Origin of the sequence: Bacillus sp. DX3.1, from assembly GCF_030292155.1 — a bacterium.
Taxonomy (GTDB): Bacteria; Bacillota; Bacilli; order Bacillales; family Bacillaceae_G; genus Bacillus_A.
The window spans coordinates 105,567-126,402 of sequence record NZ_CP128153.1 but is presented as its reverse complement, the minus strand read 5'-3'; the positions used below and the strand labels follow the sequence as shown (position 1 = coordinate 126,402).

Annotated in this window: 20 protein-coding genes and 2 other annotated features (1 of these 22 running past the window's edge); all 20 genes read right to left on the bottom strand. The window is 40.0% G+C overall.

The genetic code is table 11. The features are described from left to right. Positions 1-96 precede the first annotated feature (96 nt). Positions 97-2,175: an elongation factor G gene (gene fusA / locus QRE67_RS00655; RefSeq protein WP_286123106.1), complete on the bottom strand. Its 2,079-nt coding sequence runs from the start codon at positions 2,173-2,175 to the stop codon at positions 97-99. Between the two features lie 208 nt (positions 2,176-2,383). Further along, positions 2,384-2,854, bottom strand: coding sequence for a 30S ribosomal protein S7 (gene rpsG / locus QRE67_RS00650; RefSeq protein WP_286123105.1), 471 nt, complete (start codon positions 2,852-2,854; stop codon positions 2,384-2,386). A 29-nt stretch (positions 2,855-2,883) separates the two neighbouring features. Then, a complete protein-coding gene (rpsL, locus tag QRE67_RS00645) occupies positions 2,884-3,306 on the bottom strand; it encodes a 30S ribosomal protein S12 (RefSeq protein ID WP_001142341.1) in 423 nt (140 codons plus the stop codon). A 115-nt stretch (positions 3,307-3,421) separates the two neighbouring features. After that, positions 3,422-3,670, bottom strand: coding sequence for a ribosomal L7Ae/L30e/S12e/Gadd45 family protein (locus QRE67_RS00640; RefSeq protein WP_286123104.1), 249 nt, complete (start codon positions 3,668-3,670; stop codon positions 3,422-3,424). 113 nt (positions 3,671-3,783) lie between these two features. Further along, positions 3,784-7,395, bottom strand: a complete 3,612-nt coding sequence (gene rpoC / locus QRE67_RS00635) for a DNA-directed RNA polymerase subunit beta' (RefSeq protein WP_286123103.1) — start codon at positions 7,393-7,395, stop codon at positions 3,784-3,786. A gap of 37 nt (positions 7,396-7,432) precedes the next feature. Continuing rightward, positions 7,433-10,963, bottom strand: coding sequence for a DNA-directed RNA polymerase subunit beta (gene rpoB / locus QRE67_RS00630; RefSeq protein ID WP_286123102.1), 3,531 nt, complete (start codon positions 10,961-10,963; stop codon positions 7,433-7,435). 288 nt (positions 10,964-11,251) lie between these two features. Then, positions 11,252-11,851, bottom strand: coding sequence for a class I SAM-dependent methyltransferase (locus QRE67_RS00625; RefSeq protein WP_286123101.1), 600 nt, complete (start codon positions 11,849-11,851; stop codon positions 11,252-11,254). Between the two features lie 75 nt (positions 11,852-11,926). Beyond that, the gene (gene rplL, locus QRE67_RS00620; protein ID WP_003194333.1) at positions 11,927-12,286 is read right to left on the bottom strand and encodes a 50S ribosomal protein L7/L12; all 360 of its coding nucleotides are present in this window, start codon (positions 12,284-12,286) and stop codon (positions 11,927-11,929) included. Positions 12,287-12,352: 66 nt separating this feature from the next. Next, positions 12,353-12,853, bottom strand: coding sequence for a 50S ribosomal protein L10 (gene rplJ / locus QRE67_RS00615; protein WP_286123100.1), 501 nt, complete (start codon positions 12,851-12,853; stop codon positions 12,353-12,355). A 40-nt stretch (positions 12,854-12,893) separates the two neighbouring features. Next, positions 12,894-13,037 (bottom strand) — a sequence feature (ribosomal protein L10 leader region). A 49-nt stretch (positions 13,038-13,086) separates the two neighbouring features. Continuing rightward, complete coding sequence (rplA, locus tag QRE67_RS00610; protein ID WP_286123099.1) at positions 13,087-13,779, bottom strand: 50S ribosomal protein L1; 693 nt, start codon at positions 13,777-13,779, stop codon at positions 13,087-13,089. Between the two features lie 180 nt (positions 13,780-13,959). Continuing rightward, entirely contained in the window at positions 13,960-14,385 is a 426-nt protein-coding gene (rplK, locus tag QRE67_RS00605; protein WP_001085872.1) for a 50S ribosomal protein L11, read from the bottom strand. A gap of 171 nt (positions 14,386-14,556) precedes the next feature. After that, a complete protein-coding gene (gene nusG, locus QRE67_RS00600) occupies positions 14,557-15,090 on the bottom strand; it encodes a transcription termination/antitermination protein NusG (protein ID WP_286123098.1) in 534 nt (177 codons plus the stop codon). 120 nt (positions 15,091-15,210) lie between these two features. After that, positions 15,211-15,390, bottom strand: coding sequence for a preprotein translocase subunit SecE (gene secE, locus QRE67_RS00595; protein ID WP_286123097.1), 180 nt, complete (start codon positions 15,388-15,390; stop codon positions 15,211-15,213). 32 nt (positions 15,391-15,422) lie between these two features. Beyond that, the gene (gene rpmG / locus QRE67_RS00590) at positions 15,423-15,569 is read right to left on the bottom strand and encodes a 50S ribosomal protein L33 (protein WP_286123096.1); all 147 of its coding nucleotides are present in this window, start codon (positions 15,567-15,569) and stop codon (positions 15,423-15,425) included. Positions 15,570-15,991: 422 nt separating this feature from the next. After that, complete coding sequence (locus QRE67_RS00585; RefSeq protein WP_286123095.1) at positions 15,992-16,651, bottom strand: RNA polymerase factor sigma-70; 660 nt, start codon at positions 16,649-16,651, stop codon at positions 15,992-15,994. A 67-nt stretch (positions 16,652-16,718) separates the two neighbouring features. Then, the gene (locus QRE67_RS00580) at positions 16,719-17,231 is read right to left on the bottom strand and encodes an NYN domain-containing protein (RefSeq protein WP_286123094.1); all 513 of its coding nucleotides are present in this window, start codon (positions 17,229-17,231) and stop codon (positions 16,719-16,721) included. A gap of 2 nt (positions 17,232-17,233) precedes the next feature. Beyond that, on the bottom strand, positions 17,234-17,977 hold the full coding sequence (gene rlmB / locus QRE67_RS00575) for a 23S rRNA (guanosine(2251)-2'-O)-methyltransferase RlmB (protein WP_286123093.1): 744 nt from the start codon (positions 17,975-17,977) through the stop codon (positions 17,234-17,236). Then, positions 17,974-18,381 (bottom strand): Mini-ribonuclease 3, encoded by a 408-nt coding sequence (locus QRE67_RS00570; protein ID WP_286123092.1) that lies wholly within the window; start codon positions 18,379-18,381, stop codon positions 17,974-17,976. The genes rlmB and QRE67_RS00570 overlap by 4 nt, the downstream gene beginning before the upstream one ends. Before the next feature lie 2 nt (positions 18,382-18,383). Then, positions 18,384-19,781: a cysteine--tRNA ligase gene (cysS, locus tag QRE67_RS00565; protein WP_286123090.1), complete on the bottom strand. Its 1,398-nt coding sequence runs from the start codon at positions 19,779-19,781 to the stop codon at positions 18,384-18,386. Beyond that, positions 19,762-20,427 (bottom strand): serine O-acetyltransferase, encoded by a 666-nt coding sequence (gene cysE, locus QRE67_RS00560; RefSeq protein WP_286123089.1) that lies wholly within the window; start codon positions 20,425-20,427, stop codon positions 19,762-19,764. Before cysE ends, cysS begins: the two co-directional genes overlap by 20 nt. Before the next feature lie 304 nt (positions 20,428-20,731). Continuing rightward, positions 20,732-20,836 (bottom strand) — a binding site (T-box leader) (it continues 145 nt past the right edge of the window).

Here is a 20,836-nt window from a genome sequence, read left to right as displayed (position 1 = left end):
GGTTATTTTATATTTAGACTAGAAAGTAAGGGGATTAACTCCCCAACTTTCTAAGCTTACATAAGTAGTTATACTTGAACAATCGATAAAAATCAATTATTCACCTTTATTTTTTTTAACAATTTCTTCTGCGATAGAACGTGGAACTTCTTCGTAATGGTCAAATACCATTGAGAATGTTCCGCGACCTTGTGTGTTAGAACGTAGAGACGTTGCATAACCGAACATCTCAGAAAGTGGAACCATAGCACGAACAACTTGCGCGTTACCACGAGCTTCCATACCTTCTACACGACCACGACGAGAAGTAACGTCACCCATAATGTCACCTAGGTACTCATCAGGGATTACTACTTCAACTTTCATCATTGGCTCAAGGATTGCTGGGTTACACTTAGAAGCAGCAGCTTTAAGTGCCATAGACGCAGCAATTTTGAACGCCATTTCAGAGGAGTCAACATCATGGTAAGATCCGTCAACTAATGCAGCTTTAACGTCTACTAGTGGATAGCCAGCTAGTACACCGTTTTTAAGTGAGTCTTGAAGACCAGCTTGTACAGCAGGGATATATTCACGTGGAACTACACCGCCGACAATCTTGTTTTCAAATTCGAATCCTTTACCTTCTTCGTTAGGTGCAAATTCAATCCAAACGTGACCGAATTGTCCACGACCACCAGATTGACGAGCAAACTTACCTTCAACTTTCGCAGCAGCGCGGAAAGTTTCACGGTATGCTACCTGAGGTGCACCAACGTTTGCTTCTACTTTGAACTCACGACGCATACGGTCAACGATGATATCAAGGTGAAGTTCACCCATACCAGCGATGATTGTTTGGCCAGTTTCTTGATCAGTATGAGCACGGAAAGTTGGATCTTCTTCAGAAAGCTTAGATAATGCTGTACCCATTTTATCTTGGTCAGCTTTAGATTTTGGTTCGATAGCTACAGAAATAACTGGATCAGGGAACTCCATAGACTCAAGAATAACAAGACCCTTCTCATCACAAAGAGTGTCACCAGTTGTAGTATCTTTTAAACCGACAGCAGCAGCGATATCACCAGCATAAACTGTTGAAATCTCTTGACGGCTGTTTGCGTGCATTTGTAGGATACGACCTACACGCTCACGCTTACCTTTAGTTGAGTTTCTCACGTATGATCCAGAGTTTAACACACCAGAGTACACACGGAAGAACGTTAACTTACCAACATAAGGGTCAGTCATAATTTTAAACGCTAGAGCTGCGAATGGCTCTTCGTCGCTAGAATGACGTACTAACTCTTCATCAGTATCAGGAACGATACCTTTGATAGCAGGTACATCAAGTGGAGATGGTAGGTAGTCAATAACTGCATCTAACAGAATTTGAACACCTTTATTTTTGAATGCTGAACCACAGATTACTGGGAAGAATTCAACAGAAGTTGTAGCCTTACGGATACCAGCTTTAAGCTCTTCAATAGAGATCTCTTCGCCTTCTAGGTACTTCATCATCATTTCTTCATCAAGTTCTGCTACCGCTTCAATAAGTTTTCCGCGGTATTCAGCAGCTAATTCTTTATGCTCTTCAGGAATTTCAACACGCTCGATGTCTGTTCCTAAATCGTTTGCGTACATGTAAGCACACTCTTCTACAAGATCAATGATACCATTGAACTCATCTTCAGCACCAATTGGTAACTGAATTGGATGTGCGTTTGCTTGCAAACGATCGTGGATTGTTCCTACAGAGTATAAGAAGTCCGCACCAATTTTATCCATTTTGTTAACGAATACGATACGTGGTACGCCGTAAGTAGTAGCCTGACGCCAAACAGTTTCTGTTTGTGGTTCAACACCAGATTGTGCATCAAGTACTGCTACCGCGCCATCAAGTACGCGTAAAGAACGTTCTACTTCTACTGTGAAGTCTACGTGTCCTGGAGTGTCAATAATGTTTACACGGTGACCTTTCCATTGAGCTGTAGTTGCAGCAGAAGTAATTGTGATACCACGCTCTTGCTCTTGCTCCATCCAGTCCATCTGAGATGCACCTTCGTGAGTTTCACCGATTTTGTGGATGCGGCCTGTATAGTACAGGATACGCTCAGTTGCTGTTGTTTTACCAGCATCGATGTGAGCCATGATACCAATATTACGAGTGTTTTCTAAGGAGAACTCTCTAGTCATTTGGTGTCTTTCTCCTTCCTGTTATGGATTGGATTATTTTATTTTAAGTAGCAAAAAAGCCACTTTATTTTGTTACACATGTCAGTATGTCCAGTGCCCTCATTATGTAAAACGAGCGCCCATTGAAAGGGAGAGGCATTCTCCCTCTCCACACTTTCATAAGCGACAAATAAAGCGGTTTATGCTTACAATTATTTTACGTTGAATCCTACCAACGGTAATGAGCAAATGCTTTGTTAGCTTCTGCCATTTTATGAGTGTCTTCACGTTTCTTAACAGATGCACCAGCATTGTTAGCTGCATCTAAGATTTCGTAAGCTAAACGCTCTTCCATAGTTTTTTCACCACGAAGACGAGAATAGTTTACTAACCAGCGAAGACCTAAAGTTGTACGGCGTTCTGGACGAACCTCAACTGGAACTTGGTAGTTAGCACCACCAACACGACGAGCGCGTACTTCAAGAACAGGCATAATGTTCTTAAGAGCTTGCTCGAATACTTCCATTGGTTCTTTACCAGCACGTTCACGAACGATATCGAACGCGTTATAAAGAATTGTTTGAGATTTACCTTTTTTACCGTCAACCATCATTTTGTTGATTAGGCGTGTTACTAGTTTAGAATTGTACATTGGATCTGGTAACACGTCACGTTTCGCAACAGGTCCTTTACGAGGCATATTGATTTCCTCCTTTCAGTTCAAGTTTATTATTTCTTAGCAGGTTTTGGTCTCTTAGTACCATATTTAGAACGTCCTTGCATACGTTTGTCAACACCAGCTGTGTCAAGCGCACCACGAACGATGTGGTAACGTACCCCTGGTAAATCCTTTACACGACCACCGCGAATTAATACTACGCTATGCTCTTGTAGGTTATGACCGATACCTGGGATGTAAGCAGTAACCTCGATACCGTTTGTTAAACGTACACGAGCGTATTTACGTAACGCTGAGTTCGGTTTCTTTGGAGTCATTGTACCAACACGAGTACATACACCACGTTTTTGAGGTGCAGAGATATCAGTTGATTTTTTCTTTAAAGAGTTGAAACCTTTGTTTAACGCAGGTGATTTAGATTTCCATACTTTATCAGTACGACCATTTCTCACTAATTGGTTAATAGTAGGCATTTGATTTATCCTCCCTTCGCATGTTTGTATGACCACATATCCAGGTGGTTCATTATTAGTTGAAAACAAAGTTTTTGCAAGGAAGAGCAAATGCTCTCTCCTCACAAAAACAGTTTTAACTTATTATTCCTATTGCTGAAGCTCCTACTTGAATCCCCGAAACTTTTCCAAGTTCACGTATAGATTCAACTTTGGTTATGGGCACGTTATGTTGCAAGGCAGTTCGAGTTATAACATGGGTTAACCGCATGTCAGCATCTTCTGCAATAACAACTTCTTTAACTGTACCATTTTTGATCGCTTCCAATGTACGTTTATGACCAACGACTACATTTTCCGCAATTGATACTCTTTGATAAGACATATACATATCCTCCAAAGCATCGTTTAGGAGCAACCTTGATTATAGTAACATTTTGACTCGTACAATGTCAACTAGGATTATTTGTTTTTATACAAAATTTACGCCGGAAAATTTTACTGTTCTACGTAAACCTCATCGTTTTCTACATTCATGCCGTCTTGTGCTGTTTTGACAAGGTCCACTCTGCGATAACGATTCATACCAGTTCCCGCCGGAACAAGTTTACCGATAATAACATTTTCTTTCAATCCTAGAAGTTCATCGCGCTTACCTTTAATTGCTGCATCTGTTAAGACACGAGTTGTTTCTTGGAACGATGCTGCAGATAAGAATGAATCTGTTTCAAGTGAAGCTTTCGTAATACCAAGAAGAACTGGTCTTGCTGTTGCTGGTTGTTTACCTTTTAGCAACACTTTCGCATTCGCATCAGTAAACTGATGGATATCTAGTAATGTTCCTGGTAATACATCCGTTTCACCTGCATCACTTACACGGACTTTACGCAGCATTTGGCGAACCATTACTTCTACGTGTTTGTCACCAATTTCTACCCCTTGCATACGGTATACTTTTTGTACTTCACGTAGTAAGTATTCTTGAACTGCTGTAATGTCTGTTACTTTTAGTAATTCTTTCGGATCAATAGAACCTTCTGTTAACTCTTTTCCGTGTTCAATCGGCTGTCCTGGTGCTACTTTCAGACGAGCTCCGTAAGGAATTGCATATGTGCGAGCTTCAACGTCGCCCTGTACAACTACCTCTTGACGATCTTTAACATCGTTGATCGCTGCGATAACACCGTCGATTTCACTGATAACTGCCTGACCTTTCGGATTACGCGCTTCGAAGATCTCTTGGATACGCGGTAAACCTTGTGTGATATCGTCTCCAGCAACCCCACCTGTATGGAACGTACGCATCGTTAACTGTGTACCTGGCTCACCGATAGATTGAGCTGCGATAATACCTACCGCTTCTCCTACTTCTACGTCTGTTCCAGTAGCTAAGTTACGACCGTAACACTTCTTACATACGCCGTGGCGAGTGTTACATGTAAACGCTGAACGGATGTTTACTGTTTCAACACCAGAAGTTTCAACGATATGAGCAATATTTTCTGTAATTAATTCATTTTCACGAACTAATACTTCACCTGTTTCAGGATGTTTTACAGTTTTTCGTGCAAAACGTCCTACAAGACGATCATATAAGGACTCGATAATTTCATTACCCTCTTTAATCGCACCAATTAGTAAGCCGCGATCTGTTCCACAATCGTCTTCACGAACGATAACATCTTGTGCAACGTCTACAAGACGACGTGTTAAGTAACCAGAATCGGCAGTCTTAAGTGCTGTATCGGCAAGACCTTTACGCGCACCATGCGTAGAGATGAAGTACTCGAGTACTGTTAAACCTTCACGGAAACTTGATTTGATCGGAAGTTCGATGATACGACCAGATGGGTTAGCCATCAAACCACGCATACCAGCAAGCTGAGTAAAGTTCGATGCGTTACCACGGGCACCAGAGTCACTCATCATGAAGATCGGGTTGCGTTTATTCAAGGATTTCATCAGTTTTCCTTGGATAACATCTTTCGCATTACTCCAAATAGAGATTACGCGATCGTAACGTTCTTCTTCCGTGATTAAACCGCGACGGAATTGCTTAATTACTGTATCTACTTTTGCTTGTGCTTCGTGTAGAATTTCATCTTTTTCACCTAATACAAGAATATCCGCTACCCCAACTGTAATACCAGCCTTAGTAGAGTATTTAAATCCTAAGTTTTTCATACGGTCAAGCATGCGAGACGTTTCTGTAATTTTGAAACGTTTAAATACTTCCGCAATGATATTACCAAGAATTTTCTTGCTAAATGGTGCCACTTCTTCGCGACTAGCAATAATCTCTTTAATGTTCGCACCTTTTTCAACGAAATATTTCGCTGGTGTTTCTTTTTCAAGGTTTGAATTTGTTGGTTCATTAATATAAGGGAACGACTTCGGTAAGATTTCGTTAAATATTAATTTACCAACTGTTGTTAATAGAAGTTTGCTCTTTTGCTCTTCAGTAAATGTTTCGTTGTTTACTGAACTTGCAGCAACTGCGACACGAGTGTGCAAATGTGCATATCCGTTTTGATACGCAAGCAATGCTTCATTTGTATCTTTGAACACCATACCTTCACCAATTGCACCTTCACGCTCAAGTGTTAGGTAATAGTTACCTAATACCATATCCTGAGATGGTGTAACAACTGGTTTTCCGTCTTTCGGGTTCAAGATGTTTTGTGCCGCTAACATAAGAAGACGAGCTTCTGCTTGTGCCTCTGATGATAACGGAACGTGAACCGCCATTTGGTCACCGTCAAAGTCCGCGTTGTATGCAGTACATACAAGTGGGTGAAGACGGATTGCACGTCCTTCTACTAATGTAGGTTCGAACGCTTGGATACCAAGACGGTGAAGTGTTGGAGCACGGTTTAGAAGCACCGGGTGTTCTTTAATCACAGATTCTAAAACATCCCAAACCTCAGGTTGTACACGCTCAATTTTACGTTTCGCACTCTTGATATTGTGTGCTAAACCTTTTTCCACTAAATCTTTCATAACGAAAGGTTTGAACAGTTCAAGCGCCATTTCTTTTGGTAAACCACATTGATACATCTTTAAGTTCGGTCCTACAACGATAACGGAACGGCCAGAGTAATCAACACGTTTACCTAGTAAGTTTTGACGGAAACGTCCTTGTTTACCTTTCAACATGTGAGAAAGTGATTTTAACGGACGGTTACCTGGTCCAGTAACTGGACGGCCACGACGACCATTATCGATTAATGCATCTACAGCTTCTTGTAACATACGTTTTTCGTTTTGAACGATGATGCTAGGTGCACCTAAGTCCAATAAACGTTTTAAACGATTGTTACGGTTAATTACACGACGATATAAGTCATTTAAATCAGAAGTTGCAAAACGTCCACCATCTAGCTGTACCATTGGACGAAGCTCTGGCGGGATAACCGGAAGAACTTCTAGGATCATCCAAGATGGTGCATTTCCAGAGTTACGGAATGCTTCTAATACTTCTAGACGTTTAATAGCACGAGTACGACGTTGTCCTTGCGCTGTTTTTAACTCTTCTTTTAAGAAGTCTACTTCTTTATCTAAATCGATATCTTGTAATAACTTTCTAATTGCTTCTGCACCCATAGCAGCTTGGAATGTGCTACCGTATCGGTCACGATACGCACGGTATTCTTTTTCAGAAAGTAATTGCTTCTTATCAAGTGGTGTATCTCCACTTTCTGTTACAACATAAGAAGCGAAATAAATTACTTCTTCAAGCGCGCGAGGGGACATGTCTAAGACAAGTCCCATGCGGCTTGGGATACCTTTGAAATACCAAATATGAGATACAGGAGCAGCTAATTCAATGTGACCCATACGTTCACGACGAACTTTTGCACGCGTTACTTCAACGCCACATCGATCACAAACTACACCTTTATAACGTACACGTTTATACTTTCCGCAATGACATTCCCAGTCTTTTTGCGGTCCGAAAATACGCTCGCAGAATAAGCCATCTTTTTCAGGCTTTAACGTACGATAGTTAATTGTTTCTGGTTTCTTTACTTCACCGTATGACCAAGAGCGAATCTTGTCGGGTGAAGCAAGTCCAATCTTCATATATTCAAAGTTATTTACATCTATCAAGGGGCCTACCTCCCTTTTAGTCTACAGGTTATCCCAATTATTCCTTCGTTGTCTCAACTTCTACATTTAATTTATCTGCGGATTGATGATCATCATCTTCAGTATCACGCATTTCAATTTCTGTATCATCGCTAGACATCATCTTAACATCCATACCTAAGCTTTGTAGCTCTTTAATTAACACTTTAAATGATTCCGGAACACCTGGCTCTGGAACATTTTCGCCTTTAACAATCGCTTCGTATGTCTTCACACGGCCAACAACATCGTCAGACTTCACTGTTAAGATTTCTTGAAGAGTATAAGCAGCACCGTAAGCTTCAAGTGCCCAAACCTCCATCTCACCGAAACGTTGTCCACCGAACTGTGCTTTACCTCCAAGAGGCTGCTGCGTTACAAGTGAGTATGGTCCAGTAGAACGAGCATGAAGTTTGTCGTCAACCATGTGCGCAAGTTTGATCATATACATGACACCAACAGATACGCGGTTGTCGAACGGCTCACCAGAACGTCCATCATATAGAACTGTCTTAGCATCATTTGCCATACCAGCTTCTTCGATTGTTCCCCATACATCTTCCTCACGAGCACCATCGAATACTGGTGTTGCAACATGGATACCAAGGTATCTTGCTGCCATACCAAGATGAAGCTCTAACACCTGACCGATATTCATACGAGATGGTACCCCTAATGGGTTCAACATGATATCGATTGGTGTACCATCTGGTAAGTAAGGCATATCTTCTTCCGGTAAAATACGGGAGATAACACCTTTGTTACCATGACGACCAGCCATCTTGTCACCTTCAGAAATTTTACGTTTTTGAACGATATATGCACGTACAAGTTGATTCACACCTGGTGGCAATTCATCGCCATCTTCGCGGTTGAATACTTTCACGTCTAAGATAATACCGCCACCACCGTGTGGTACACGTAGTGATGTATCACGTACTTCACGTGCTTTTTCACCGAAGATTGCATGTAATAAACGTTCTTCTGCTGTTAATTCTGTTACACCTTTTGGTGTTACTTTACCAACAAGTAGATCTCCGTCTTTTACTTCTGCACCGACGCGGATAATACCACGTTCGTCAAGGTTGCGAAGTGCATCTTCCCCAACGTTCGGAATGTCACGTGTGATTTCTTCTGGTCCAAGCTTCGTATCACGAGCTTCTGACTCATATTCTTCAATATGAATAGAAGTGTACACATCATCTTTTACAAGGCGCTCACTCATAATGATCGCATCCTCGTAGTTATAACCGTCCCATGTCATAAAGCCAACAAGCACGTTACGTCCAAGTGCTAGTTCACCTTTTTCCATAGAAGGACCATCCGCAAGGATTTCACCTTTTACAACTTGATCTCCAACACTTACGATTGGACGTTGGTTGTAGCAAGTTCCTTGGTTAGAACGAATGAATTTCAGCATTTTATAGCGATCTAAATCGCCTTTTACTTTTTGACCGTCTACTTCTATATAACGACGCACCCAAACTTCACGTGCTTCTACGCGTTCAACAGTACCAGGATGTTTACAGATTACTGCAGCACCTGAATCTTTTGCTGATACGTACTCCATACCTGTACCTACAATCGGAGATTCCGGATTCATTAACGGAACCGCCTGACGTTGCATGTTCGCACCCATAAGTGCACGGTTGGAGTCATCGTTTTCTAAGAACGGAATACAAGCTGTCGCTGCAGAAACTACCTGTTTCGGAGAGATATCCATGTAGTCAATGCGCTCACGTTTTACCACAACGTTCTCATCGCGGAAACGTGCTACAACATCTTCATCAAGGAAGTCCCCTTCTTCAGATAAACGTGCATTTGCCTGTGCTACAACATAATTATCTTGTTCATCTGCTGTTAAATAGTCTACATGTGTTGTTACACGACCAGTCTCTGGATCAACACGACGGTATGGCGTTTCAATGAAACCAAACTCATTTACTTTCGCGAACGAAGATAACGAGTTAATCAAACCAATGTTCGGTCCCTCTGGCGTTTCAATCGGACACATACGACCATAGTGAGAATAGTGAACGTCACGTACTTCAAAGCCTGCGCGCTCACGCGTTAAACCACCGGGTCCTAATGCAGATAGTCTTCGTTTATGAGTTAACTCTGCTAATGGGTTTGTTTGGTCCATGAACTGAGATAACTGAGAACTTCCGAAGAACTCTTTAATAGATGCAATAACCGGGCGAATGTTAATTAATGCTTGCGGTGTAATTGCATTTGTATCTTGAATCGACATTCTCTCACGAACAACACGTTCCATACGAGAAAGACCGATACGGAATTGGTTTTGTAATAACTCTCCTACAGAACGTAGACGACGGTTACCTAAATGGTCAATATCATCTGTATCCCCTACTTTATACAGTAAGTTAAAGAAGTAGCTAATAGAAGCAAGGATATCGCCTGGTGTGATGTGTTTTACATCACGAGTGATATTTGCATTCCCAATCACATTGATAGAACGTTCACCGTCTGACTCCGGAGCATAAATCTTAATAGATTGCAGCTCAACATCGCCTTCTACCACTCCACCCATTGGTTTCGCTGTTTTGAATCCAATGTTTTTCTCTAAGTAAGGTAAAATGCGATCTAGTGTACGACGATCTAAGATTGTTCCTTCTGCTGCTAAAATTTCTCCAGTTTCTGGATCTACTAACGTTTCAGCTAAGCGTTGGTTAAACAATCTGTTTTTAATGTGCAGTTTTTTGTTAATTTTATAGCGACCTACATTCGCTAAATCGTAACGCTTCGGATCGAAGAAGCGAGAAACAAGCAAGCTTTTCGCATTTTCTACTGTTGGTGGTTCACCAGGACGTAGACGCTCATAAATTTCGAGCAATGCTTTTTCTGTGCTGTCTGTGTTGTCTTTTTCTAGCGTATTGCTTAAGTATTCGTTATCACCTAAAAGCTCGGTGATTTCTTGATCAGAGCCAAACCCTAATGCGCGTAACAAAACAGTTACAGGAAGTTTACGCGTACGGTCAATACGCACATATACAACATCCTTAGCATCTGTTTCATACTCTAACCAAGCTCCGCGGTTTGGAATTACAGTAGCAGTAAAACCACGTTTTCCGTTTTTATCCACTTTGCCACTATAGTATACGCTTGGAGAGCGAACTAACTGGGAAACGATAACACGTTCTGCACCGTTAATTACGAATGTTCCAGTCTCTGTCATGAGTGGGAAATCTCCCATGAACACATCTTGTTCTTTTACTTCACCAGTTTCTTTATTGATTAGACGAACTTTCACACGAAGTGGTGCTGCATACGTCACATCACGCTCTTTGCATTCTTCTACAGAGTATTTCGGTTCACCTAAACTGTAGTCGATAAATTCAAGCGATAGATTTCCCGTAAAGTCTTCAATCGGAGAAATGTCTTGGAACATTTCTCGCAAACCCTCATCAAGAAACCACTGATAAGAAGAGGTTTGAATTTCGATAAGATTTGGTAACTCTAATACTTCACTAATACGGGCATAACTTCTTCGTTGGCGGTGGCGTCCGTATTGAACTAGTTGACCTGTCAACTGCTTCACCCCTCAAATCATGAGTATTATAAATGCACAAAAAATGTGCAAAATCACAAATAAATACAGCTAACGCACTTAGCGTAGCTTTTTTCTCTTAAAGATAGATACGTTGAGTATTTCTAGCTGCTCAAAAAAGAAAAATGGCTTCTATAAGAAAACCATCATTCTGTTTCATAATCTGCTGATTTTACTATCTTTTCCAAGAGAAACAAAAATATACATCTTTCTCAACGCAGAAAATCATATATTGGCATTGTATAATGTTAACATAGCCAAAAATAACCGTCAACGTTTTTTTGATTTTATGATATAATATCCTTTTTTCTTTTCTACAACGTCCACTTCAGAAAACACTGCTTCTAGTTTTTTCATTGCAGATGGTGCCCCTTGCTTCTTTTGAATAACAATCCAAAGTTCGCCGCCAGGGACAAGATGATCGACAGCCTTTTCTAAAATCTCATGCACAACATGCTTACCTGCACGAATTGGCGGATTAGATAGAATCGCAGCGTATTGTCCATCAATATTCTCATAGACACTACTTTGATAAATGCGGACATTCCCGATTTTATTATTAGCAGCGTTTTCTTTCGCAAGTTCAAGTGCTCTTTCATTCACATCCACCATATGAACCTCGCGCCCTTGAGACTCTTTTGCTAACGACAAACCAATCGGACCATATCCACACCCAACATCTAACACATCGCCTCGAACATCTGGCATTTGAAATGCTTCAATTAAAAGACGAGAACCAAAGTCTACCTCGTTTTTCGAAAACACCCCATGATCAGATAAGAAAATAAATTGATTTCCTCTCAATGTATACTCCCATCGTTTACGATCACTTTTACTAGAAGGGTCATTAGAAAAATAATGGTCTGCCACGTGGCCACCTCTTTTCTTTACAGTTAAAAAAAAAGCCCGCATAAGAGCGAGCTTTTTTATAGCTTCAAAAGTTAATTACTTAACTTCTACAGAAGCGCCAACTTCTTCAAGTTTAGCTTTGATTTCTTCAGCTTCTTCTTTAGAAGCGCCTTCTTTAACTGCTTTTGGAGTGTTGTCAACTACTTCTTTAGCTTCTTTTAAGCCAAGACCAGTGATTTCACGAACAACTTTGATAACTTTGATTTTTTGTGCGCCTGCGCTAGCAAGTACAACATCAAATTCAGTTTGCTCAGCAGCAGCTTCACCAGCGCCACCAGCTACAGCTACAGGAGCAGCAGCAGTTACGCCGAATTCTTCCTCGATAGCTTTTACTAGGTCGTTAAGTTCTAATACAGTCATAGATTTAACTGCTTCAATGATTTGTTCTTTAGTCATTGTAAATATCCTCCCTTAATTAGGTTCTTATTGTTTTATCGATAACACGTAATTATCTTTTGAAAATTAAGCGCCTTGCTCTTCTTTTTGATCTGCAACTGCTTTAGTAGCGATTGCAAGACCACGCATTGGAGCTTGAAGAACGCTAAGAAGCATAGAAAGTAAGCCTTCACGTGATGGAAGAGTAGCGATAGCTTTAACCTCATCAAGTGATACAAGTTTACCTTCGATTACGCCTGCTTTAATTTCTAAAGCTTCATGATCTTTAGCGAAGTCGTTTAATACTTTCGCAGGAGCAATTACATCCTCGTTACTGAACGCGATTGCGTTTGGTCCCGTTAAGAATTCATTTAACTCAGCCATTTCAGCAGATTCTGCAGCACGACGAGTTAAAGAGTTTTTGTAAACTTTGAACTCAACGCCAGCTTCACGTAAGTTTTTACGTAATTCAGTTGCTTCAGATACTGTTAAACCACGGTAGTCAACAACGATTGTAGATTTACTATCGCGAAGTTTTTCAGCGATTTCAGTTACAACTTGTTGTTTAGATTCGATTGCTTTGCTCATGTTATTACACCTCCTGTAGATTATATAGAAGATGTACCGAAAGTGCACTAAAAAACCTCCATGCCCAATTGTAGACATGGAGGCATATAGTCACAGAAAAAAATTCCGTTTCGTATATTCACACCTAGGTAGGAAATTAAGCCGCATTGGCGCCTACTGTCTACGGTACACTATTTAAATTCACAACATAAATGATTATATTAAAACTTCTTCACGAAGTCAACTTCCAAATTTTACGCGATAGTAGAAACGTCTACACGTACGCCAGGTCCCATTGTAGAAGCAACAGTTGCATTCTTCATGTAAGTACCTTTTGCAGCAGCTGGTTTCGCTTTTAATAGCGTATCAGCGATTGTTTTGAAGTTTTCTACTAATTTAGCATCTTCGAATGACACTTTACCGATTGGCACGTGGATATTACCAGCTTTATCAACGCGGTATTCAACTTTACCAGCTTTGATTTCGTTAACTGCTTTTGTTACGTCGAAAGTAACTGTTCCAGTTTTAGGGTTTGGCATTAAACCTTTAGGTCCTAATACGCGACCAAGTTTACCAACTTCACCCATCATGTCAGGAGTTGCCACTACTACGTCAAAACCGAACCAACCTTGTTGGATTTTACCGATGTAGTCAGCATCGCCTACGAAGTCAGCGCCAGCAGCTTCTGCTTCTTTCGCTTTTTCGCCTTTAGCAAATACTAATACACGTTGTACTTTACCAGTACCGTGTGGAAGAACAACTGCACCACGAATTTGTTGGTCAGCTTTCTTAGGGTCAACACCTAAACGGAATGCAGCTTCTACAGTTGCATCAAATTTAGCTGTATTTGTTTTCTTTACTAATTCTACTGCTTCTGTTGCAGAATAAGCAGTTGCACGATCAACAAGCTTCGCAGCTTCTACGTACTTTTTACCTCTTTTAGCCATGTTTATTTCCTCCTTGAATGTGGTTTTAGCGGAATAACCTCCCACGTTTACGCCTTCTTTCCGACATGATCGAGGATGTGCGCCCACCCTTTTATTTAAAAACACTTTTCATTTACGATAATAAAGGTTGCGAATTGGAATTCCAGACCCGCAACCTTTTTTACAAAAAAACAAATCGAATTAGTCTTCGATAACGATGCCCATACTGCGTGCAGTACCTTCAACCATACGCATTGCAGCTTCTACGCTAGCAGCGTTTAGGTCAGGCATTTTAGTTTCAGCGATTTCGCGTACTTTATCACGCTTAACAGTTGCCACTTTATTACGGTTTGGTTCACCAGAACCAGACTCAATACCAGCTACTTTCTTAAGAAGAACAGCAGCAGGAGGAGTTTTAGTAATGAAAGTGAATGAACGGTCTTCGAATACCGTAATTTCAACAGGAATGATTAGACCAGCTTGATCTGCTGTACGAGCGTTGAACTCTTTACAGAAGCCCATGATGTTAACACCCGCTTGTCCTAATGCTGGACCAACTGGTGGCGCTGGGTTAGCTTTACCTGCAGGAATTTGAAGTTTTACCATTTTAATTACCTTTTTAGCCACGAGACACACCTCCTTAAGTCCGTGATGTGGTCAATTGGGCAATTAATTTTTGCCCTCCCACTTCATATTTTATCTGTAGCGATAAAATCTTTTCAAAAAACGTCTCCGTTACCGAAGACGTACTGACTTAAAAGATATTATCACTTTTTACAATTCATTTCAAGTTTCATTTTATAATTTTTCTATTTGGTGGAAGTCGAGCTCAACTGGCGTTTCACGACCAAACATATCTACAAGCACTTTTATTTTTTGTTTTTCCATATCTATTTCTTCAATCGCACCTGTATAGTTCGCGAATGGCCCTTCATTTACACGCACCGTTTCATGAAGTTCAAAGTCGAAATCAACCACTTCATTGTCCATTCCCATATGCTTCATGATGGTAACAACTTCCTCTTCTAATAGAGGAGATGGTTTTGAACCTGATCCAGAAGATCCAACAAAACCTGTTACACCTGGCGTATTACGAACAACGTACCAAGAATCATCCGTCATAATTAGTTCAACTAATACATAACCCGGGAATACTTTTCGTTTTGTTAATTTTTCTTTCCCGTTTTTCATTTCTACTTCTACTTCTTCCGGAACAACAACACGGAAAATTTTATCTTGCATCCCCATTGATTCTACACGTTTCTCCAGGTTTGCTTTTACTTTATTTTCATATCCAGAATAAGTATGGACAACATACCAACTTTTTTCCATTCATTTAGGACGAGCGTCCTTCCCTCCCTGACGTACATTTTTTTGTGCAAATGAAAAAACCCGTTCACCGGGCTTTTACACAGTTCGTATAAATAACATTATATCATGGATAAGTGCTTCTTATTCAAGAATTAACCGAATTAAAGAAGAAATCCCCATATCAACTACTGCAAAGAAAATCGCAAAAAATGCAACTGTCGCAATAACAGTAACTGTCGAACGAAGTAATTCATCTTTTTTGGGCCAACTTACTTTTTTCATTTCGCGACCTACATCGCCGAAAAAGTTCGTTAAACGCATTTGCTGGACCTCCAGTGTATTGTTTCAATTATTTATTTTGTTTCCTTGTGAACTGTATGCATATTGCATGTTTTACAAAATTTCTTTATCTCAAGTCGCTCTGTCGAGCTCGTATCTTTCATTGTGGAGTAGTTTCGATTCTTACACTCTTCACATGAGAGCACAACTTTTTTTCTCATTTGTTACACCAACCTTGTAACATTATGTCTGTGAATGACCCCGCCTTAACACACTAACAAGTCGTTTGAAGAAGGAGCTTCCTGTTTCATAGAGCATTGCTGATTGAGATATTCAAGTAGCCTTACATACTCTCCACAGGCGTCATTTATACTGTTTGGACACAAGCTTGCCCTACAGTTTCATTCATTCTCCAGGTAATTATTCTAATCCTTGTTGCAAAAATAAAAAAGAAATAGAAACTTCGTATTACACGTGATTACCATTCATCTCCTCCCTAACACCTAGGATATGCCCTAGAAATGCTTATGGAAGGGGAGTTCTGTTAAAAATGTATCATACAATAAAAGACAATGTCAATGACATGCCGCTTAGTCCCTCGTAAAAAAAGAATACAGGAGAACCATCTCCCCTGCAACATACACTATGAATTTAAAGTTGTATTTTCTCTCATTTCCATATAACGTTCTAATTTTCTTTTTACACGTTGCAGCGCATTATCAATTGATTTCACATGACGATTGAGCTGCTCTGAAATCTCTTGATAAGAGCGACCATCTAAATATAAAGAAAGGACTTTCCTTTCTAAATCGCTTAATAATTCAGATATTTTTAATTCTATGTCACTATACTCTTCCTGACTAATAATCATTTCTTCAGGATCGGTCACTTTCGACTCTGAAATAACATCTAATAGCGTACGATCAGATTCCTCATCATAAATCGGTTTGTCCAAAGAAACATAGGAATTTAAAGGAATATGTTTTTGTCTTGTTGCCGTCTTAATAGCGGTGATAATTTGACGGGTAATGCACAGTTCAGCAAACGCTTTAAAAGAAGATAGCTTGTCCTCTTTATAATCACGAATCGCTTTAAACAATCCAATCATACCCTCTTGAACAATATCTTCCCGATCGGCACCCACTAAAAAATACGATCTTGATTTTGCACGAACAAAGTTTTTGTACTTATGAATCAAATATTCAAGGGCATCGATATTACCTTGTCGAACTAACTCAACTATTGCCTCATCCTCTAAATCGCGAAACGTAACGTTGTTGGTACTCACGAAGCTTGCTTCCACCCTGATCCCTCCGACCGCTATTTATTTAGAAATATTATACAGTAAATACTTGAAGAGCGTCAATGCTTCAACGCTCTCCCCGCCTTAATTTTTCTAACTTTTCTGTAATATCCTTACTAAATATCGTTCGCATAGCTGGCTGTTTTTCTTTCACTTCTTGTGTTTGACGACGTACTTGCTGCTCCATCGTCTTAACCTCCAGCTCTAACTCACGGGCTGATTTTCGCAATGCACCTTGACCAAAAATAACCCACTGCTCTGTGTAATCTGAAGTCGCAACATAAATTTGTGTATTTATATTGCGGAGTTCAATTGCAAGCTGCTCAATTTTTTCATCGGCCGTTTGATTTTTTCTTGTAAATATAACATCAACACGCGCTTGCTTCATCTTCTTCTCAATACCCTGAACAGTGTAGGCATCAAATACAATCATCACTTTTGTTCCTGTGTATCCTTGATAATCCGCCATTTTATCAATCAACGCATCCCTTGATGCTTGTAAATCCACATCCCTAAGTTGTTTCAAATCGCTCCAAGCCCCAATAATGTTATAACCGTCAACGATTAAAATATCGTCCATTTTTACTTACCAATCTGGTGACGTTTGCGATATACCTCGTACATTAGCAGACTAGCAGCTACTGAAGCATTTAAGGATGTAACTTTACCAACCATTGGTAAATGAATAAGGAAATCACACTTTTCACCAATAATACGGCTCATACCTTTCCCTTCACTACCAATTACTAATCCAATCGGCATATTGCCATCTAAGTTGCGATAATCTGTTTTCCCTTTTGCATCTGTGCCCGCAATCCAAAGACCACGTTCCTTTAACTCATCAATTGTTCGTGATAGATTTGTCACACGAGCAACTGGAATGTATTCAATTGCTCCCGTTGAAGCCTTTGCAACCGATGCCGTTAATCCAACTGCTCGGCGCTTTGGAATAATAATCCCATGCGCTCCGGTTGCATCTGCTGTACGCATAATAGATCCTAGGTTATGTGGATCTTCAATTTCATCAAGAATTAAGAAGAACGGATCTTCGTTACGCTTAGCAGCCACCTCAAATAAATCTTCTAATTCCGCATACTGATATGCCGCAACTTGTGCAATCACCCCTTGATGATTTCCTTCAACAAGCTGATCTAATTTTTTCTTTGGTGCATGCTGCAAAATAATTTTATTCTCTTTCGCTAACGCTAATACAATTTGCACTTGTCCTTTGGTAGCACCTTCTGCAATCCAAATCTTATTAATATCTCGTCCTGATCGTAACGCTTCAATTACAGGGTTACGGCCGATAATGTATTCACTACTCATGTTGATGTGTCTCCTTCCTTTACCTCTAATACATCAATTGCTTTATATACAAGCTCTTCTAATCGTTCACGATTGTTCAATAAATAATGATAGCCGAGCAATGCCTCAAAGGCAGTACTATAGCGATACGTTTGTACATCCGTATTTTTTGGAACAGTACCAGAATTCGCATTACGTCCTCTTCGTAGTACCGCATCTTCTTCCTCTGTTAGAAATGCCGTCTCTAAAAAATAATAAACAACTTTCGCCTGCGCCTTTGCTGAAACAAAGCTTGTCCCTAAACGATGTAGTTGATTGGGACGAACCGTTCCTTTTTGAAGGAGGTGATGGCGGATATATTGTTCATATACCGCATCACCCATATATGCTAACGCTAAGCTATTCAATTGCTTTGCATCAATCATGTTTATCCTCTTTTCCATCTTGTACCTTGTGCTGTATCTTCTAAAATAATATTACGCTCTTTTAAATCATCGCGAATTTGATCTGATAATGCGAAATCACGATTTTTACGAGCTTCAATACGTTTTTGAATTAACATTTCAATCTCTTCATCAAGTAATTCTTCTTTTGTTAATTCTAATCCTAAGATGCCAAATAATGTTTCAAACTGTTTTACATACGCCTCAAGCACAGCTTTTGATGTATGCTCTTCTAGTAAATATTGATTTGCATGGTTTGCTAAGTTATATAATTCTGTCACTGCGTTTGCTGTATTAAAATCATCATCCATCGCTGCTTCAAATGCAACTTGGAATTTCTCCATTTCAGCCAACCATTTCTCGTTATGATCCGTTAAATCCGTACTGCTTTCCATGCGATGTTTTAAATTACCGTATGCCGTTTTAATACGCTCTAACCCATTATTCGTATTCTGTAATAATTCTTCACTAAAGTTAATTGGATGACGATAGTGAACAGATAACATAAAGAAGCGAATTAATTGCGGATTATATTGCTTAATAATATCGTGAACTAAAATGAAGTTCCCTAGCGATTTAGACATTTTTTCATTGTTAATATTAATATATCCATTATGCATCCAGTAGCGTGCAAATGTTTTTCCCGTCAGCGCTTCTGATTGTGCAATTTCATTCTCGTGGTGTGGGAACGCTAAATCCTGCCCACCAGCATGAATGTCAATTGTATCACCTAAATATTTACGCGCCATCGCAGAGCATTCAATATGCCATCCAGGACGACCTTTCCCCCACGGACTCTCCCAGAAGATTTCGCCTTCTTTCGCAGCTTTCCATAAAGCAAAGTCCAATGGATCTTGTTTCTTCTCACCAATTTCAATACGTGCACCATGACGTAAGTCTGCAATTGGTTGATGTGACAGTTTACCGTAACCTTCAAATTCCTTTGTTTTGTAATACACATCACCTTCAGATTCATATGCATATCCTTTATTCACAAGCTCTTGAATAAACTCGATAATAATATCCATATTTTCTGTTACACGAGGATGAACAGTTGCATGCTTGCAACCTAGTGCAGTTACATCTTCAAAGTACGCTTCAACAAAACGATCTGCAATTGTTGGAACGTCTTCTCCTAGTTCATTTGCTGCTTTAATCAACTTATCATCCACATCTGTAAAGTTAGAAACGTATTGCACCTCATAACCTTTATGTTCTAGGTAGCGACGCACTGTATCGAATACCATAGGTGGCCTTGCATTTCCAATGTGAATATAATTGTATACTGTCGGTCCGCATACATACATCTTCACTTTATTTTCTTCTAATGGAACAAATTCTTCTTTTTGACGCGTTAACGTATTATAAATGTGAATAGTCATTTTCGTCCTTCCTTTCCATTTTCACTGCAAGTTGCTTTTTTAATTGTTCAAGCTCTTCTTCCATCACTTTCAATTTATCAAAGATTGGATCTGGTAGATCAGCATGATTTAACTCTTGACCTACTTTCACTCCATTTTGAACCTTGACGCGCCCAGGAATACCTACAACTGTAGAATGAGCTGGAACTTCTTTCAATACGACAGACCCGGCACCAATTTTGGCATTTTCCCCAACCGTAATTGATCCGAGTACTTTCGCGCCTGTTGCAATTAATACATTATCTTGAATCGTCGGATGACGCTTTCCTTTTTCTTTCCCTGTACCACCTAACGTAACCCCTTGATAGATGGTTACATTATCTCCAATTTCGCACGTTTCCCCAATTACAACTCCCATGCCATGGTCAATAAAAAAGCGGCGACCAATTGTGGCCCCTGGATGTATCTCAATGCCGGTAAAAAAACGACTAACCTGTGAAACAGAACGTGCAATAAAGAAAAAATTCCGTTTATAAAAGGCATGCGCAATTCGATGTGCCCAAATTGCATGTAATCCAGAGTAAGTTAAAATAACTTCAAAATAACTCCGCGCCGCTGGATCTTGTTCAAAAACGACTTCAATATCCTCTCGAAGTCTCTTAAACATCGACGTCCCCTCCCCTTTTATCCCGCTATAACGGGTAGTAAAACCTTCACCTCAAAATCCGAAAAAAACAATAAAGTTAGGTGGAGAATAACTATCCGTAAGAGCCTGATTGGTGATAGCTTTTCATCAGTAGGGAATCAAAAACTCCCACTGATGGAAGTTTCACTTTATGGGCCGCTTTTCCGAGTGAACCGATCTATCGCTAACAATTGTCCCTCACTTGTTACCTATTCTTTATCCAACTGTGTAAAGGCTTATACTCATACCCAATTACATGGTATAAAAAAAAGCGCCTCTGTCAATAGACAGAGACGCTTTTCAAGCGCGGTTCCACTCTGTTTAGGTTTTTAAAAAAACCCCAAACTCATCCATGATAACGGTTTATACCGCTTCTGCTTACTTTACGTCC